Origin of the sequence: Paraburkholderia panacisoli (assembly GCF_008369935.1) — a bacterium.
Classification (GTDB): Bacteria; Pseudomonadota; Gammaproteobacteria; order Burkholderiales; family Burkholderiaceae; genus Paraburkholderia; species Paraburkholderia panacisoli.
This window is the reverse complement of record NZ_VTUZ01000011.1, coordinates 254,964-268,187: the sequence shown is the minus strand read 5'-3', so window position 1 is coordinate 268,187 and position 13,224 is coordinate 254,964. Positions and strand designations below refer to the sequence as shown.

General features: G+C 62.8%; 15 protein-coding genes. 4 read left to right on the top strand and 11 right to left on the bottom strand.

The window, feature by feature from the left end; translation table 11 throughout:
* Positions 1-146: 146 nt before the first annotated feature.
* The gene (locus tag FVF58_RS19020) at positions 147-755 is read right to left on the bottom strand and encodes a hypothetical protein (RefSeq protein WP_149671411.1); all 609 of its coding nucleotides are present in this window, start codon (positions 753-755) and stop codon (positions 147-149) included.
* Positions 756-875: 120 nt separating this feature from the next.
* Positions 876-1,886 carry a hopanoid-associated sugar epimerase gene (gene hpnA / locus FVF58_RS19015; RefSeq protein WP_149671410.1) on the bottom strand — a complete coding sequence of 337 codons (1,011 nt, stop codon included), beginning with the start codon at positions 1,884-1,886 and terminating at the stop codon, positions 876-878.
* Between the two features lie 132 nt (positions 1,887-2,018).
* Here hpnA and FVF58_RS19010 point away from each other — a divergent pair, with 132 nt between their 5' ends.
* Positions 2,019-2,312 carry an acylphosphatase gene (locus FVF58_RS19010; RefSeq protein WP_149671409.1) on the top strand — a complete coding sequence of 98 codons (294 nt, stop codon included), beginning with the start codon at positions 2,019-2,021 and terminating at the stop codon, positions 2,310-2,312.
* Positions 2,313-2,393: 81 nt separating this feature from the next.
* Here FVF58_RS19010 and egtD read toward each other — a convergent pair whose 3' ends face one another.
* Positions 2,394-3,374 carry an L-histidine N(alpha)-methyltransferase gene (gene egtD, locus FVF58_RS19005; RefSeq protein WP_149671408.1) on the bottom strand — a complete coding sequence of 327 codons (981 nt, stop codon included), beginning with the start codon at positions 3,372-3,374 and terminating at the stop codon, positions 2,394-2,396.
* Positions 3,375-3,926: 552 nt separating this feature from the next.
* On the opposite strand from egtD, the gene rarD reads away from it, so the two are divergent.
* The gene (gene rarD, locus FVF58_RS19000) at positions 3,927-4,823 is read left to right on the top strand and encodes an EamA family transporter RarD (RefSeq protein ID WP_149671407.1); all 897 of its coding nucleotides are present in this window, start codon (positions 3,927-3,929) and stop codon (positions 4,821-4,823) included.
* Positions 4,824-4,837: 14 nt separating this feature from the next.
* Here the strand turns inward: rarD and FVF58_RS18995 are convergent, their stop codons facing one another.
* Complete coding sequence (locus FVF58_RS18995; RefSeq protein ID WP_149671406.1) at positions 4,838-5,377, bottom strand: Mpo1 family 2-hydroxy fatty acid dioxygenase; 540 nt, start codon at positions 5,375-5,377, stop codon at positions 4,838-4,840.
* Positions 5,378-5,468: 91 nt separating this feature from the next.
* On the opposite strand from FVF58_RS18995, the gene FVF58_RS18990 reads away from it, so the two are divergent.
* Entirely contained in the window at positions 5,469-6,197 is a 729-nt protein-coding gene (locus FVF58_RS18990; protein WP_149671405.1) for a Crp/Fnr family transcriptional regulator, read from the top strand.
* Positions 6,198-6,293: 96 nt separating this feature from the next.
* Here the strand turns inward: FVF58_RS18990 and FVF58_RS18985 are convergent, their stop codons facing one another.
* The 7 genes from FVF58_RS18985 to FVF58_RS18955 all read right to left on the bottom strand — a co-directional run bounded on the left by FVF58_RS18985 (position 6,294) and on the right by FVF58_RS18955 (position 12,386).
* On the bottom strand, positions 6,294-7,178 hold the full coding sequence (locus tag FVF58_RS18985; RefSeq protein WP_149671404.1) for a 4-hydroxy-tetrahydrodipicolinate synthase family protein: 885 nt from the start codon (positions 7,176-7,178) through the stop codon (positions 6,294-6,296).
* A gap of 2 nt (positions 7,179-7,180) precedes the next feature.
* Complete coding sequence (locus FVF58_RS18980) at positions 7,181-7,534, bottom strand: hypothetical protein (protein WP_149671403.1); 354 nt, start codon at positions 7,532-7,534, stop codon at positions 7,181-7,183.
* Between the two features lie 258 nt (positions 7,535-7,792).
* Positions 7,793-9,652: a dihydroxy-acid dehydratase gene (ilvD, locus tag FVF58_RS18975; RefSeq protein ID WP_149671402.1), complete on the bottom strand. Its 1,860-nt coding sequence runs from the start codon at positions 9,650-9,652 to the stop codon at positions 7,793-7,795.
* Between the two features lie 313 nt (positions 9,653-9,965).
* Positions 9,966-10,343 carry a hypothetical protein gene (locus FVF58_RS18970; RefSeq protein WP_149671401.1) on the bottom strand — a complete coding sequence of 126 codons (378 nt, stop codon included), beginning with the start codon at positions 10,341-10,343 and terminating at the stop codon, positions 9,966-9,968.
* 294 nt (positions 10,344-10,637) lie between these two features.
* Positions 10,638-10,898 carry a hypothetical protein gene (locus FVF58_RS18965; protein ID WP_149671400.1) on the bottom strand — a complete coding sequence of 87 codons (261 nt, stop codon included), beginning with the start codon at positions 10,896-10,898 and terminating at the stop codon, positions 10,638-10,640.
* Entirely contained in the window at positions 10,891-11,640 is a 750-nt protein-coding gene (locus FVF58_RS18960) for a DNA/RNA non-specific endonuclease (protein ID WP_149671399.1), read from the bottom strand. The genes FVF58_RS18965 and FVF58_RS18960 overlap by 8 nt, the downstream gene beginning before the upstream one ends.
* A 386-nt stretch (positions 11,641-12,026) precedes the next feature.
* Entirely contained in the window at positions 12,027-12,386 is a 360-nt protein-coding gene (locus tag FVF58_RS18955; protein WP_149671398.1) for a DUF3564 domain-containing protein, read from the bottom strand.
* A 163-nt stretch (positions 12,387-12,549) separates the two neighbouring features.
* Between FVF58_RS18955 and FVF58_RS18950 the strand changes: the two genes are divergently transcribed.
* Positions 12,550-13,224, top strand: coding sequence for a DUF4410 domain-containing protein (locus FVF58_RS18950; RefSeq protein ID WP_149671397.1), 675 nt, complete (start codon positions 12,550-12,552; stop codon positions 13,222-13,224).

Sequence of the window (13,224 nt, the reverse complement as noted above, 5' to 3'; positions counted from 1 at the left end):
GATCAGGTAGGTAAGGTGGGCTGAGAGCATCGCGCCGAAAAGTTAACATCCCGGCGCGCCGTTTACAACTTCTTCCTGCTCCGCAAATGAAAATGCCGTTCAGTTCTTAACTGAACGGCATTAGCGCCTGGCGCCGCTTTTTTACATCACGCGTTGGTCAGCATCATGTAGAGCTGGATCACCACATCAGGCGAGAACGTGAACGGCACCCAGCCGTGCCCGGTGTGACGCATGATCAGCAAGCGGTCGCCGTTCGATTGCTTCTGCACTGCCATCACCGGGTTTTTCGTCGATACGAAGCGCCAGCCCGGCGGAATGCCCGGCGGCGGCTCCACCGTCATCGACGCGCGTGCGTTCGACAATTCCTCGATCAGTCTGCCGATCTGGTCCGGGCGCAGTGCGACCATCTGATCGCCGATCGTCATCGTGATCTCGTCCTGCGCGGGGCGGTTGATCTGCAGCGTCGGCTGGAGCTGCGCGGCCGGTTGTTCGGCTGCGGGTTCTGTCGCCGGCTTGTCAGCGGGTTCGTCCGAAGCCGGCGCATCGTGCGCGACGACGGTTGCCGCCGTCCCGGCCGCAGCCGCTTCCGCCGCGGATTCAGATGCAATGTCGGACGCAACAGGCTCCGCCGGCGCCTGCGGCGCGGCGGTTTGCGCGGGTGTCTCTGGAATGTTTTCGGCCTGCTTGGCCACGACAGCCTGAATGAGCTGATCGACGCCCATTTCCAGCGCGCCGAGCTGTTCGTGAAGGTTCATGCGAGGTTTCTCTGGTAAGACCCGCGATTTTACCTGCTGCGCGCGCGCTTTGACCCGTCGCAAATACGGGACTTGTAACAAAATGCTTACGGCTGTGCCTGACTGGCCCGCGCAGCGCGCTCAGGGCTTCAGATAACCCGCTTGCCTGAACCAGTTGAGCGCGTCGCGCAAACCGTCGCGATAGGGCCGCGCGCGATAGCCGAGTTCGCGCTCCGCCTTCGCCGACGTGAAATACATCTTGTTCTTCGACATCTTCAGGCCGTCGACGGTGACGAACGGTTCGCGTTTCGTGATCTTCGCGACCGCTTCCGCGCCCATCGCGAGCGGGTAAAGCGGCCAACGCGGCAACGCGAGCGTGGGCGCCTTGCGGCCGGTCAGCGCGGCGATATCCGCGAGCATCTGCTGCAGCGGCAGATTTTCGCCGCCGAGAATATAGCGTTCGCCAATCTTGCCGCGTTCGAGCGCGAGGAAATGGCCGGCTGCGACGTCGTCCACATGCACGAGGTTCAGGCCCGTATCGACGAAGGCGGGAATCTTGCCGAGCGCCGCTTCGACGATGATGCGCCCGGTCGGCGTCGGCTTTACGTCGCGCGGACCGATCGGCGTGGACGGGTTGACGATCACCGCCGGCAGCCCGTCCTCGGCGATCATCCGCTCCACCGCGCGCTCGGCCAGCACCTTGCTGCGCTTGTACACGCCGATCGCCTGGTCGGCCTTGAGCGGCGAGGTTTCGTCGGCGGACTGGCCGGAGCTGGTCACCTTGAGCGTCGCCACGCTGCTCGTGTAGACGATGCGTTCGACGCCTTCCTTCAGCGCCGCGCGCATGGTCGCTTCGGTGCCTTCGAGATTCGAGCGCTCGATTTCGCTCGGGTCCGGCGCCCACAGGCGATAGTCGGCGGCCACGTGCAACAGGTAGCGTACGCCGCGCAGCGCATTGCGCATCGACGCTTCGTCGCGCATGTCGCCGACCACGATTTCCGCGTCCAGCGCCTCGACGTTCTGGCGCGAACTGGTGGCGCGCACCAGCACGCGCACCTTGAAACCCTTCTGTTGCGCGATGCGCGCCACCGACGAGCCGACGAAGCCGGAAGCGCCGGTCACGAGCACGAGATCGCGATTCTGTTCGGTCATTCTGATTCCATTCCCCGCATGACAGTCGACGGATTGTACGTGGCGCGCGCGCCGTGTGTCGTGGCTTAGGCGAGCAGGCTCGCCGCGACACGACTAGAATGCCGGCTTGAAAGTTTGTGAGGAGGAGGCGGCATGGCCCCGGATCTGGATCAGCGGATCGAAACGTACTACGTGCGAGTGCGCGGCATGGTGCAGGGCGTCGGCTTTCGCCACGCAACCGTGCGGCAGGCGCACGCGCTCGGCATCAAGGGATGGGTGGCGAACCTCGACGACGGTTCCGTCGAAGCAATGTTGCAGGGTCCGGCCAACCAGGTCGACCGGATGCTGTCGTGGCTGCGTCACGGGCCGCCGGCGGCGCGCGTGACCGAGGTGGCAGGCGAAGAGCGCCGGACCGAAAAGCGTTTCGAGCGTTTCGAGCAGCACTGAGCGCAGCGGATCTACGGAAAAAAGGCGGCGCGCCATCAATACGTCGGCACGCCGCCTTTGTCGTTAGTGCGGGCGATAGGCCTATTGCGCCACCAGCAGGCTCTCCGCAAAGCCCCATTCTTCTTCGATCCACTGATGGCTGCACACGAAGCCCGCGCCGCCAGCGACCGCCGGCATTTCCTCCGCGCGATATTTGTGGCTGCTCTCGGTCCAGATCGTTTCACCTTGCTCGAGCGACACCGTCAACTGCGCCGCGCCGACGTGCGCCGTGACATCGCGCTTCGCCCGTAGATGCATTTCGATGCTGCGCGCGTCCGGGTTGAAGCGCGCGACGTGCTCGAACGCGTCGAGCGGAAAATCGCCGTCCAGTTCGCGATTGACGCGCGCCAGCAGATTCAGGTTGAACGACGCGGTCACCCCGATCGAATCGTCGTAGGCGGCCACCAGCACCGGCGTCGGCTTGATGAGGTCGGTGCCGAGCAGCAGCGCGTCGCCGGGCGCGAGCATGTTGCGGATTTCGCGCAGGAAGCGCGTCGCCGCGAGTCTGCCGAAATTGCCGATCGTACTGCCAAGGAACAGAACGAGTAACCGTTCGTCCGCCGAGCGCTGCTTGCTCACTTCGGCGAGACCGGCCAGATAATCGCGTTCATAACCGACGATCGAAATCCGCTCGATGTCGCCCAATTCGCGTCTGCACAACTGCAACGCGCTGCGCGAAATTTCAATCGGGCAGTAAGAAGTGGGGCGCTTTTTACACAGTGCTTCCAGAATGCGCCGCGTTTTCCGGCCGCTGCCGCTGCCCAATTCGGCGACGGTCACGTCATGCGGCAGATGCTCGACGATCTCCGCCGCGTGCTTCGCGAGCAGACGTTCCTCGGCGCGCGTCACGCCGTATTCGGGCAATACGGTAATCACTTCAAAGAGGGCGGAGCCCACTTCGTCGTACAGATACTTCGACGGCAGCTCTTTCTGCGGCGTGTGGGTGAGTCCGGCGCGCACGTCGGCGGCGAAGGCGGAGCGGAGATCGGGTGACGCGTCGTGCGAGAGGGCTGGCTGGGTCATGCTGGCTCCAGTAGTCACATTCGGATGAGCGGGATTGCTTGCCGGGCGGCAGCAGGCGCGGTGAAACGCGGGTGATGCATGCCGTGGGAGAGAGGGCTGGCGGGTCCTTCGGACTGCCTATGCCGGCCCGACTCGTTGATGCTGCGAAAGCTGCTGCGGTTCACGTTGCAAACAGCTTGCAAGACTTCTTTAGCAAGATTCGCGCTTGAGTCGCCAGAGGCGACGCTTCGACGCGTTGTCAATTGAAACAGCGCGGGTTCGATTGCACGCGTGAAAGTTATGTTCTAGTGCATCGGCGCGAGATGCGCACGGACAAATTGCAGCGAGGCGACGGAAATGCCGCCGACGCCCGCGACGAACAACCCGTCTAGAATGCTGGCTTGCCATGCCAATTGAAAATGAAAACGCAGCGCTTCTCTGATTTGCACTAGCCACTTGTGGGACCCCACTTCCAATGACAACAATCAACGCCGCGCGAGCGAATGCTGGGTTGCAAACCACGGCACCGATGCTCGCACTGAACGCCGGAACATGTCTGCATCAGGCCGCGCAATGAACCAGTATGACCCCAGGCGCGGGATTGCGCTGTCCGTCGGTGCGTCGGCGATGTTTGCTTTACTGTCCGCTTACGCAACGCTGCTCACGCCGCTGAGCGGGCTCGATATCTTCGCGTGGCGCATCGTATGGACCGTGCCGGGCGCGCTGCTGCTCGTCATGTTGCGCAAGCGCCTGCCGACTCTGCGCCGGCTTGTTTACCGGATGGTGACCGAGCCGAAGCTCGGCGTGGCGATGATTGCGAGCGCGGCTTTGCTCGGCTTGCAACTGTGGGTATTCCTCTGGGCGCCGCTGCATGGCCGGATGCTCGAAGTGTCGCTCGGCTATTTCCTGCTGCCGCTGGCGATGGTGCTGGTGGGCCGCTTCTACTATCACGAACGACTCGACGGATTGCAGTGGCTCGCGGTGGTTTGCGCGGCGGTGGGCGTCGGCCACGAACTGTGGATGACGGGCGCGTTTTCATGGCCGACATTGCTGGTTGCACTCGGCTATCCGCCGTACTTCGCGTTGCGCCGCAAGATCAACGAGGATTCGCTGGCGATGTTCACGATGGAAATGGCGTTGCTGTTGCCAGTGGCATGCGTGGTCATCATCACCGGCGGTTCGCTGACGACGATCGCCGGCCGCGTCGACATGTGGTGTCTGCTGTTGTCCGGCCTCGGCGCATTGAGCACGATTGCGCTGGCGTCGTATCTGAAGGCGAGCCGTTTGTTGCCGGTCGCGCTGTTCGGCATTCTCGGTTATGTCGAGCCGGTGTTGCTCGTGCTGGTGTCGATCACGTTGCTCGGCGAAACGCTGAGCGCCGCGCAACTGGCGACTTATTTTCCGATCTGGATCGCGGTCGCGTTGACGGCATTGCATGGCGTTCGCCTGGTTCGGCTGGCGCCGAACTGAGTCGCACCCGGCAATCAGCGATGCGCCGTCGCACGGTCCGCGTTGATGCGCGTCGGCCCCACCTGCGCGTCGATCGCTTCGCGCAGCTCGGGCCGCCAGCCGAAACCGAACAATGCTTCCGCGAGTACGAACAGCGGTCCGATCAACAGGCCGATCACGTCATCGACGAAGGCCGGTTTGCGATGTTCATAAGCGACGTGGCCGATGAACTGGAACACCCAGCCGATCACGAACAGACCGATTCCCGTGGCGAGCCACGCCAGCGTGGATTGCGCGGCGAGCCACTCGCCGAGCGCCAGGCACAATGCCGACACGCACGCCATCATCACGCCGAGTGGCACGTCGAGCACGAGATAGTAGACGGTTGCCGCGGTGAACAACAGCCACGCCGCCGACAACGTCAACGGCAGCGCGCCCAGCGTGAAAGCGGGACGGCTCAGCAACACGGCCAACGCCAGCACGATCAGTGGAATGCCGATGAAATGCGTGGCGATATTGCGCCGGTCGCGATGGTAAGCCGCGTATTGCGTCAGTTGTTGCGTCAGCGTTCTCATGGATGCCGTTCCTCCGTCGAAGTCAGCATAATCGCGGGCAGCGGAATTTCAAACCATCGGGTAGCCGACAATCGCGCACGGATGCCGTCCCATGACTGTGAGTTTTTCATCGAATGAGCTTGCCGCGCTGCTTGGACGCAGTGCGTGGTTCCGCTCGGCGCCGGGCGCGTTGCAGACGCAGTTGATCGAAGCCGGGCGCGTCGAGCGTCTTGCCGCCGGGCAACGGCTCTTTTCGCGCGGCGATGCCGACGACGGCCTCTATTGCGTGCTCGACGGTCTGATGAGAATCGGCGCGGCCGGTTCGGCGGGCAAGGAGGCGTTGCTCGCCGTCATCGAACCGGTGAACTGGTTCGGCGAGATCGCGCTATTCGACAACCGTCCGCGAACCCACGACGCGTATGCCGAGCGTGATACCGCGCTGTTTCACGTGCCGCGCGCCGCGCTCGCCGCGTTGCTCGAACGCATGCCCGCGTGGTGGCATGTGTTCGGTTTGCTCCTCACGCAGAAGCTGCGCCTTGCGTTCGATGCCATCGAGGAAGCCGCGCTGCTGCCTGCCGCGCAACGCGTCGCGCGCCGGCTGTTGCTGATGGCGGGCGGCTATGGCGAACCCGGCGCGTTGCGGCGCGTGCTCAAGGTGCCGCAGGAAGATCTGGCGATGATGCTCGCGTTGTCCAGGCAGACGATCAACCAGGTGTTGAAGCAGTTCGAAGCGCAAGGTGCGTTGAAGCTGGGCTACGCGGAAATCGAAATTGCCGATGTGCGCAAGCTCGGCGCGCTGGCGGATCTGGAGATTGTTGGGCCGCTGTCGTCGCCACACTGATGGGCTTTCTCAAGGTCGCGCTTCGTTGCAGGTTTGCGTCACGAATCGATTGATGAACCACATCGCCGCGCAAACCTGCTGTCGAACGGCAACGCGCTAAGTCATCGTGCTGGCGAATTCGGCGCGCAGATCCTGCAACCTGTCGCGCGCGATGCTCAGGCGCTCGACGAGTTGCGCCGACGCGCGCGTGATCGGCAGGCGCGTTTCGTCGGTCAGCGAATGATCGAAAGCCAGCATCGCCTTGATCGCGGACGGATTCGGCGCGGCAAACAGCAGGCGCAATATCGGCAAGAGGCTCGCGAACAGATGGCGCGCGTCGTGGTCGTGGCCGCTCAGGGTCGACTCCCGCAGCGCGATCAGCAAATCCGCGCACACATGCGCGCTCGCCAGAATGCCGCCTGTGCCGCCGTGCTCCAGACACGTGTCGAAGGCTTCGTCGGTGCCGCATAGCACGGTGATCGGCAGGCCGCTCAGCCGGGCGAAATGCGCCTTCACGCACTCCTTGATCGCGACGATGTTCTCGCATTCGACCAGCCGCGCGACTGTGTCCGGCTCGATCGTCACGCCGGTTCGATGCGGTACGTTGTACAGAACGACAGGGCGTTCGGTGGCGAGCGCGGCCTGTTCGAAGTGCCATTGCACACCGGCCTGATCGGGACACACGTACGACGGCGCGGAGATCAGATAGCCGGCGCAGTCCCAGCGTTCATAGCGCTGCATCTCGTGCAGCACGTCGCGCGTATTCGCTCCGCCGACGCCGATCAGCATCGGCAGACGCGAGCCGATCACCTCGCTCAGTGCGTGCAGAACGCTGACGCGCTCGGCTTGTGAGAGCAACGCGGCTTCGCCCGTCGTGCTCAGCGCGACGAAACCGCTGATTTCCGTGTGCAGGTAGTAGTTCGCGAGGCGCTGCAATGCGTCGATATCGACTTCGCCATTGCGCAGCGGCGTGACGATCGGCAACCAGATACCCGAGAACATGATCAGCGCGCCTTTGCGACGTTGGCGCGGCGCTTCAACGGTCCGATCAACGCGGCGGGGACGGTCGAGATTAGCGTATGCAGCGTGAAGTCGAGGTCCTCGGACGCAATGTCGAGTTGCACGCAAACCGCTTCCCGCGACGCGTGCGTGCCGACGACATACACGCCAAGCGGTGAGTGAAGCAGTGCGCGCAATTGCGTACCGGCGAGATCGTGCAACGGGTGGGGCAGCGTGACCTGCAGCAGCGCGCGTGCGGACGGAAAGGGAATGACGTTGTTGTGCTGGACCGGCGACGGCTTGGACGATTGCTTGAGCGATTGCGTGGCGAAGTCGTCGATTGATTGCGTGAGTGCCATGTGATGTGGCGTTCGTTGACGCCATGGTTGTCAGGACAATTGCAGATTAGACTTGCGCGAGTAAACACCGCGCAAAAATTGATGCGTTCGCTGAAAAAATCACGCGGGCGCGATGCGCGTCTGTCTGTCTGCTTGAATGCTGGCCCGCGCGCTTCGCGAAGAAAGTCGCCCGCAAAAGTCGCAAGGAACGCGCGCATAAAAAAAGCCGCTCCGGGGAGCGGCTTTGGAGAGCGGACGGGCACGCGGCCCGCCTCAGCATCAATCGTCCAGCAGCGACAGGTCGCGCACGGCGCCCTTGTCGGCCGACATGACCAGCTTCGCGTACGCCTTCAGAGCGGCGGACACCTTGCGCGGACGCTGCTTGGCAGGCTTCCATCCCTTGGCGTTCTGCTCCTCGCGGCGGCGCGCGAGTTCCTCATCGGACAGCAGCACGTCGATCGTGCGGTTCGGAATGTCGATGCGGATCTTGTCGCCGTCGCGCACGAGGCCGATGGCGCCGCCGGCTGCCGCCTCAGGCGAGCAGTGGCCGATGGACAAGCCCGAGGTGCCGCCGGAGAAGCGTCCATCCGTCAGCAGCGCGCATGCTTTGCCGAGACCCTTCGACTTGATGTAGCTCGTCGGATAGAGCATTTCCTGCATACCGGGGCCGCCCTTCGGGCCTTCGTAGCGAACGATCACCACGTCGCCGGCCTTGACCTTGTCGTTGAGGATGTTCTCCACCGCTTCGTCCTGCGATTCGGTGACGTGAGCCGTGCCCTCGAACACGAGGATGCTTTCGTCCACGCCAGCGGTCTTCACGACGCAGCCGTCGAGCGCGATGTTGCCGGTCAGCACGGCGAGGCCGCCTTCCTTGGAGAACGCATGTTCGTAGGAGCGGATGCAGCCCTCGGCGCGATCCAGGTCCAGGCTGGGCCAGCGCGCGTTCTGGCTGAACGCGACCTGGGTGGGAACGCCGCCGGGGCCGGCCAGGTAGAAGGTCTTGACGGCTTCGTCCTCGGTGCGGGTGATGTCCCACTGAGCCAGCGCGTCCTTCAGCGTGGGGGCGTGCACGGTGGGCACGTCAGTGTGCAGCTTGCCGGCGCGGTCCAGCTCGCCGAGGATCGCCATGATGCCGCCCGCGCGGTGCACGTCTTCGATGTGGTACTTGTTGGTGTTCGGCGCCACCTTGCACAGCTGCGGCACGATGCGCGACAGGCGGTCGATATCGGTCATCGAGAAGTCGATTTCCGCTTCGCGAGCAATTGCCAGCAAGTGCAGGATCGTGTTGGTCGAGCCGCCCATCGCGATGTCCAGCGTCATCGCGTTTTCGAACGCCTTGAAGCCCACCGAGCGCGGCAGGATCGACGCCTGCTCCTGCTCGTAGTACTGGCGAGCCAGTTCCACGATGCGGCGGCCGGCGCGCTTGAAGAGCTGCTCGCGGTCCGCGTGCGTGGCCACCACCGTGCCGTTGCCGGGCAGCGAGAGGCCCAACGCTTCAGTGAGGCAGTTCATCGAGTTGGCGGTGAACATGCCCGAGCACGAACCGCACGTCGGGCAGGCGGAGCGCTCCACTTCGGCGACGTCGGCGTCGGAATAGGCGGAGTCGGCGGCAATCACCATGGCGTCCACCAGGTCCAGCTTCTTGAACTCGAGGGCCTTGGTGACGGGATTGGCGAGGCGTGTCTTGCCGGCTTCCATCGGACCGCCGGACACGAAGATCACCGGGATGTTGAGCCGCATGGCGGCCATCAGCATGCCGGGGGTAATCTTGTCGCAGTTGGAGATGCACACCATCGCGTCGGCGCAGTGCGCGTTGACCATGTATTCCACCGAGTCCGCGATGATGTCGCGGCTCGGCAGCGAATACAGCATGCCGTCGTGACCCATCGCGATGCCGTCATCGACCGCAATGGTGTTGAATTCTTTGGCGACGCCGCCGGCGGCCTCGATCTCGCGCGCGACGAGCTGACCCAGGTCCTTCAGGTGCACGTGGCCGGGCACGAACTGGGTGAACGAATTGACCACCGCAATGATCGGCTTGGAAAAGTCTTCGTCTTTCATGCCGGTGGCGCGCCACAGCGAGCGCGCTCCCGCCATGTTGCGGCCGGCGGTGGAGGTTTTGGAACGGTATGCGGGCATTGTGGTTGGTAATGAAATATCGCAGAAAGGAAGCGGGCCACGGGAATAAAGGCCCTTCTAGCGCCCGTGCGAACAACCTTTTGAGCCGCGCTCTGGGCAAGCCGCGCATTATCCCATACCCCTCGGACCCGTGCTGCGGACGGGTTCCGCGCCGCGCTGTCAGTCATGCATTCATTCAGAAGCGCCACTTTCTCCGCGGCTGGACGAAGAACGAAAAAAAGGCGAGTCATGCGACTCGCCCTCCCTGAACGGCACGGTTCGGCTTCGATTATCTAACCATGCGTGGCCGCTGCATGCCGAAACCGATCACGTGTTATTGCGTCTTTGTCGTGTCGGTTTGTGCGCCGTCGGCTTTTGCCGGGGCATTGCTGGCCTCTTTCGCGCTCTCCGTTTTAGGCTTCGCGGCGCTTGTTTCGACTGCGGTCTTCTTCACGGCTTTGTGTGCTTTGGCCGTGTGCGTGGCGGAAGTCTTTTTCACATGCGCCTTCGTCGTCTTGGCCGGCGTCTTTGTGACGGCTGCGCCTTCGTCCGTCGCGCCGGTTTGCACGGCGGTGCTCGCCTTCAGATTCGCTTGACCGGCGCTCTGCGTCTGGGCGGATTGTGCGGGTTGCGCAGTGGACGGTGCGGCCGTTTGAGCAAATGCGGTCGACACGAGCAAAGCGGAAGCGAGAGCGGCGAAAAGCGTCTTCATGGTGTGACTCCTGGTTTGAACCGGTGGATTCTTGTGTGTCGCGACTGAATTGTTTCAGCGCTGCCGGTTTAACGTGGATGGGAGGACAGCAGTTGACGCCGCTCTGGTGACAAAACGTAACCGCTGAAACATATCGGCGTACTGAATCAACGTGACGCGTCGAGGTGTGCGAGAGGCGAGTGCGTTCGCGTTGAAGTACAGCGATGTGCGCGGGGTGGTGAAGATGAGGCTGAAGATAAGAAGCTAAGGCGAGAAGCTCTCCCGCCTTAGCATCGGATGCGTCTGACTAGCGCATCACTGAAACGGATTCTGCACGACGCCGGGTTTCGCATCCGGTTCGTCTTGTACCTTCGCGGGCAGATTCGTTTGCGCCTGCAAGCTGGCGACGATCGCATCCACCGCCTCCTTCAGCGCAAGCGCCGCCTTCAGTCCGCGCTGATCCCGCGTCAGTTCCAATGTGCCGTTCAGCACTACGCGCGTGGTGCCGTTGCTCACCGTGAGCGCGTCGCCTTGGATGTTGAGCACGTCGTCGTCGTTCGAATAGGGCTTAAACACCTTTTAGTCCTCCCGGTCGCTGGTCCTTGAGGTTTTCCGGAATGCCCGGAAAACGGATGCCCGATGTTGCTTCGAGTTCGTGAATCGTCCTGATGTCGTAGCGATTGGTCGAGACATTGTCCACCACCACCGCAAACGCCAACTGCCGCGACGGCACATAGACGGCCTTGAACAACTGCGTCGGCACGAACACCCGCGTCGGCCCGATGGTCTGCAACTGCTGGCCGTTGAAGATCGGCCCGGTGACCACGTAGGTATCATCGTAGGACAGCGCGATCTTGCGCACCGACGTTTCGATGCGCGACCACAGCCGTTGGTTGTTCTCACGATTCTGCGGCACGATATTGGCGAGCGAGAAGGATTGTGCCATCGCCTGCTGATTCCAGCGGTTGCCCGCCGGGCTCATATGGCCGCGATCGAAGCCGCTGCGCTTGTAGTCCGCGAGTGTTGCGCCTTCGCCTTCGGGCAGGCGCGCGTCTTCGAAAAACTTGTTGGTGCGCACCATGTCTTTCGCGGCTTCGATATGGTCGCGAGTCAGATGTTCGGCGGACCATAGCGGACCGTGCGTAATGCCCGAATGCAGAACCGCGAAATCGCTATAGCAAAGCATGCGCGTTTTCGGCGCCATCTTCTGATTGCTCAGAACGGGCCATTGCGCATTGGGGGTGAACTGAGTGCACGAGGGCGCCGCGCTCGCGTGAGCGGCAACGGCGAATAGCAGGCAGGCAAGCCACTTCTTCATGTGTCGGTCGTTCGAAGGATGGGGGCGCAAGTATAGCGTCGCGAGCCTGTATCGAGCGAACTGAAACGCAGGGCGGATACGACGAAGAAAGCAGAGCGGGCGAATGACGCGTCGCAATGAAAACGACACGGGCGTGTGGCGAAGGCAAGCACGCAAAAAGGAGCGCGAAAAAAATGCGAACAAAAAAACGGGCCGCTTTACAGCGACCCTAAATGCGTGGACTTTTGACTCTACTCACGCATGCTTAAGATTGGCTTAAATGCGTGCAACGCAAAATCAAAATATGCGGCGCAGCGCATAAACGAGTTTGCTCGCACGAGCAAGCGCGTTCCCGTGGATGGAATATTCGACCGATTAAAAGCCGGTTGCGGAAATAAAGCAGAAACCTAATTACCGAATACGCTGTTTTCGGCGTGTACCGTTTGACGGTCGACGGCTTGCAGGCGCCAGAAGCCTTTCGCCGGCGCGTGTGTCGGCAGGGCAGTCCACGCGGCGGCGCCTTGTGCCGCGCTCACGCGTTGTTTGCGGTCCACGTGCAAGCCGCGCAGCGTGCACAGCGGCGCATCCGCACTGGGCGCGCAGAGCGTGGTCACGCCGTCCTCGTCATGCAACTCGCCCCACGGGGGCAGATCGATCCCTTGATGTGCTTCTCTCGACCACCGGTGCTGCTCGGTGTCGAGCCACAGCACAGCGTAATCGTGGCTAACGGTGGGATCGGAACCGTTGATCAGGATGGTCAGTCGCATAGCAGTCCCGTACAAATTGCGAAGTCGATGCCTTATCAGTCTATGCCGCGGCGCGCTTTATGCAAGACAAAAGCTGACGGCTATCCTGCGTGAAAAAGCCGCACGTGTGACGCGCGCGCCTGTACGATAGCCGTCGTCACTTCGACGTTCGCGGAGGCGTGCGATGCTGCGTCGGTTTCTGCCCTTCACGGTGTTGGTAACGTGGCTGAGCGCGATGGCGCCGCCAGGTATCGCGGCGGATAGCGCGCCGTTTGCCGCACCGGCGCCGGTCGTCTATGTGGCCGATTTCGATCTGGACGTGGCAAACGTGACGCCGGACAGCGGCCCGGGGCAACGCGTGCGTCGGCTGCGCGGTTTGCTGCCGAGCGGACCCGGACCGATGGGGCAGGACAAGAATCCGCAGGAGCATGCGCAGCACATCGTGAACGAGATGGCGGACGCGCTGACGGAAGACTTGAGGAAAGGCGGCGTCGATGCGCGCCGCATCACCCCGGGGCAGCCATTGCCGAGCGTCGGTTGGCAAGTGCGCGGCGTGTTTCTGAGCGTCGACGAGGGCAATCGTCTGCGGCGTGCGATGGTCGGCCTTGGCGCCGGTCAGAACGACATTCAGGTGGCGGTGTCGTGCGACAGCCTGAGCGCCGCCGCTTTGCCGCCGCTCTACCAGACGATCGAAGAAGCCGGCGGCAAGAGCCTGCCGGGCGCCGCGATCAAGCTGAATCCTTATGTGATCGCGGCGAAGTTCGTGATGGCGGGGGGCGATGAAAAGAAGACGATCAGCAAAACCGCACAGGACATCTCGGATGCGGTGATCGCGAAGCTGCATGCCGCGGCGCAGTAG